Source organism: Candidatus Neomarinimicrobiota bacterium, from assembly GCA_034716895.1.
Lineage (GTDB): Bacteria > Fidelibacterota > UBA8477 > UBA8477 > JABMPR01 > JABMPR01.
Map to the genome: position 1 here is coordinate 1 of JAYEKW010000070.1, position 3,868 is coordinate 3,868.

Sequence of the window (3,868 nt, forward strand, 5' to 3'; positions counted from 1 at the left end):
CGTTTAAGTTCCAAATATTTCTGCCAAACATGTCATATATGGTAATTGATACATCTGATACTTTCGGTAGTTCATATCGAACCGTAACGCTTGGATTAAACGGGTTAGGAAATGCCGAATGCAATATAAACTGATCGGCCAGCATGGTATTATCATCAACTTTTACCGTTACTGACAGTTCAGCATGTTTTGTTACTTTACCATGATAGTCTACATCACTCAAGCGATAGGTATAACTTTGTCCCACCTGGACATCTTTGTCCCTATACTGATATTCAGTTACCAATGTGGTCGAGCCTTGGCCATGAAGTGACTCATGGTTGCTAAATGAGGCAATCTCATTCCAGTTACCTCGAGCGTTCTTTCGCTCAATGATAAAACCGAGATTTTCTATTTCTGAATCTGTGATCCAGGTCAATAGCACTTGTCCTGCTTTAGACGTCGCTATCCATGAGGAGAGTTCGACGGGGAGGGAAGAATCTACAGCTTTCGCCCAACTCAAATAGGGATATCCGCTATTTATACCGCTTTCCATATTCCAAGTGTAGCTCGTATTATAGCTTTCGATAATATTCCAACCTGCGGCAGTAAAGGTTGCCAGCGTTTTCATTTGAGCTGTGGTTTTACCGGTGCCGCCGTCGCTGGATGATTGCCCGGAGGTTTCGGTGTCCCAGAAGGAATTGCTGACGGTGGAATTATTATTATACCCCACCAGGCCGCCGACTGAAGAGGTACCACTAACGCTGCCCGTGCTGTAAATGTTGCTAACGGTGGAATTATATGTATTGCTCCCCACCAGGCCGCCGACATAATCTCCACTACCAGTAACACTGCCCGTGCTGTAACTGTTTTCGACGGTGGAAGCCCAATAATTCCACCCCACCAGGCCGCCGACAAAATCATCACCGGTAACGCTGCCCGTGCTGTAGCTGTTGCTGACGGTGGAATTACCATAATTATACCCCACCAGGCCGCCGACATAATCTCCACTACCAGTAACACTGCCCGTGCTGTAACTGTTGCTGACTTCGGAATTATCACGAATATACCCCACCAGGCCGCCGACATAAGATTGCCCTGTAATATTCACATTGGTGACACCAAGGTTGTTAATTGTGGTACCATATGCGAATCCGAACAAGCCACCAATATTTGCTTTGGAGGGGTTGATGTAGAGATTATCAATGGTATGTCCATCTCCATCATAGCTGCCGTGGAAAAATGTTGAATTATCCCCAATGGGTGAAAAGCCGTAGCCACTATTATAAAAATCTCCCCCGCTTTGGAAATCGGCATCATCGAATGTGATATCTGCCGTTTGGATAAAATGCTTCGACCATTCCCCTGAATTCTCTGATAAATATTTCAAATCTGCCTTATTCGCAATCTGATATGGGGCACCCTCAGTGCCACTGCCGCCACTGTAGGTTTGTGCCATCAAACCTGTACTCAATTCCAATAACATTATCAGCATAAATCCTAAAACTGATTTTGTGTTTTTCATTTTTCCCCACTCATTTGTTTTCTCTTATTGGTCTAACTGTAAGTCCCCAAAGTAAATTGGATAATTCAGCTTAAAAAATAAGAGACAGTTTCTTAGCATCCAACATATAAAGCTGTTGCCCCTTCAGGTTGATTCTAAACACACTATGCAATTTCTTGAAACGAGAATCTCACAACCCACGGAGCAAGGACGAAATAGAACTTCAGCCTTGCTTGAGGACTCAACTAATGGAGATTCAAAAGTATCTGAAGCACGGGCGAGTGGATGGAATAGGGTAGCTTAAATGAATCACTTAAAATGTGTGTGCGCTATATGTGCCATTGATATACCAAAATGTACCAAAATAGCCCATTGTTATATCAAAATGATATGAAAGTAAGTGATAAAAGAAAACCCCTAAAGTGGTTGATTCTTAAGGGGTTTCGGGGAGTGGCCCCGTCTACGTCTTGCAGACTACGCCGGGCAGGCAGGGATCCCGACATTCGGTTTCACTCAGTTGGAACAAGCGGAATTTTTAACTGCCGAAGCTCGTAGAGCGCAGGTAGTGAACCGCCGATCCGTCTACACCTCGTTGTTCTCGGTTTCGCCGTGACAGGCACGGGGATTTTCAGTACCTTGCTTTGTTCTATGTATCAGTCACTTACGGGGATGAGTCACTAAATCGTCACTACTTTTGAGAACAACTAAAATCTTGGGTAGATGGAGGAGAAGTTGATGCCTAGTGTTGTGGCACAAATTGAAGTTGTAGTTTATACCCAACTGCCTTGGCATACTCCTCAATAGTCGAGAGTGTAGGAGATATTTTTGAATTCACATTTTCAAGCCTTGAGATGTTGCTTTTGTTAGTATGTAATATCTCGGCCAATTCTTCTTGAGTGAGCCCAGCGTTCTTTCGGATTTCAATCAATTGTTTCCGCAAGGCATAGGCAGGTGCAAGATCCAAATATTCTTGTTCAACTTCAGGGTTAGCTAAAGCCTTCTTTTTAAAATTCTTCAATGATGGTCTCATGATTTCACCTCTTTTAATCTTTTGCGGGCTAGTTTCAATTCTTTCGTTGGGGTCTTTTGGGATTTTTTTATAAATGAATGTAGAATAATAACCTCTTTTCGCTTGACCATACAAAAGAATGATCTCCCGATTCCTTCTTTGCCTTTGGCTCTAATCTCAAAAAGCCCTTCGCCCATAGATTTGGTATAAGGTGCTCCTAGCGCAGGACCAAATTCTTCAATCATTTCTGCTATGTGTAAGAAGTTGGCCAGTATTCCTGCTGGGAATGACAATGTTTCTGCTTCTACCTTTTGGTTGTAAAATGATATTTGCCATTCCATAGATGCAAGTTATCATATATGATAACAGCGACAAGAAGAAAATGCTTCACCAAAATTGGTCAATTGATAGTAAAAGTTGCGAAAAAAGTACTATTGTATGGTCGATTTGTCCACTATTGTCCATTACTCGCTAGAAAACTTGAATGTGGCTTAGAAACAAAAAACCCTCGTAAGTCTATGAAATACAAGGGAATTATGTGGTGGCCAGGGACGGAATTGAACCGCCGACACGGGGATTTTCAGTACCTTGCTTCGTCCTGTGCAGCGCGACTTACAGGGACGAGTCACCAAATCGTCACAACTTTTTAAAAGACTCTGGATTTTGAGGTCAGGGCCTTGCTTGAACCACGTTGAAATCTATTGCAAGTACACCAGCTTAATCACCTGTGAGTTACCACCAGCTTGCAAGTGTGCGAAGTACATTCCAGTGCTAACTTTGTTACCAGAATTGTCAATGCCGTTCCACTGCTGTGTGTACCAGCCGGCTGATTGATGTGTGTTGGTCATGGTCAGTACTTCTCTACCTGTGACATCATAGATCCGAAGCGTAACATCTGAGCTCTCTGGTAAGCCATAGCGGATTGTTGTACTGGGATTAAACGGGTTGGGGAAAGCAGGCGCTAAAGTAAACTGATCAATCAGTATGGATTCATCTTTGGCTTTTACCGTTACTGACAGTTTAGCATGTTTTGTTACTTTACCATGATAGTCTACATCACTCAAGCGATAGGTATAACTTTGTCCCACCTGAACATCTTTGTCTGTATACTGATATTCAGTTGCCAATGTGGTCGAGCCTTGGCCATGAAGTGACTTATTGTTGCTAAATGAGGCAATCTCATTCCAGTTACCTCGAGCGTTCTTTTGCTCAATGATAAAACCGAGATTTTCTATTTCTGAATCCGTAGTCCAGGTCAATAGCACTTGTCCTGCTTTGGAAACAGCTGTCCATGAGGAGAGTTCGACGGGGAGGGAAGCATCCGATCCCGTTGGCGCCGCTGTCCAGTAGGAAAAACCGTCAATACCGGTCAATGT

The 3,868-nt window shown here is 43.3% G+C and carries 4 protein-coding genes and 1 tRNA gene; all 5 read right to left on the bottom strand.

Annotated features, from left to right (window positions below):
* A partial coding sequence (locus U9Q77_04840; GenBank protein ID MEA3286683.1) for a GLUG motif-containing protein occupies positions 1-1,504 on the bottom strand: 1,504 nt, incomplete at its 3' end.
* Between the two features lie 718 nt (positions 1,505-2,222).
* Positions 2,223-2,513, bottom strand: a complete 291-nt coding sequence (locus U9Q77_04845) for a helix-turn-helix transcriptional regulator (GenBank protein ID MEA3286684.1) — start codon at positions 2,511-2,513, stop codon at positions 2,223-2,225.
* The gene (locus U9Q77_04850) at positions 2,510-2,833 is read right to left on the bottom strand and encodes a type II toxin-antitoxin system RelE/ParE family toxin (protein MEA3286685.1); all 324 of its coding nucleotides are present in this window, start codon (positions 2,831-2,833) and stop codon (positions 2,510-2,512) included. Before U9Q77_04850 ends, U9Q77_04845 begins: the two co-directional genes overlap by 4 nt.
* A gap of 198 nt (positions 2,834-3,031) precedes the next feature.
* A tRNA-Phe gene (locus U9Q77_04855) sits at positions 3,032-3,100 on the bottom strand.
* Positions 3,101-3,190: 90 nt separating this feature from the next.
* A partial coding sequence (locus tag U9Q77_04860) for a FlgD immunoglobulin-like domain containing protein (GenBank protein ID MEA3286686.1) occupies positions 3,191-3,868 on the bottom strand: 678 nt, incomplete at its 5' end.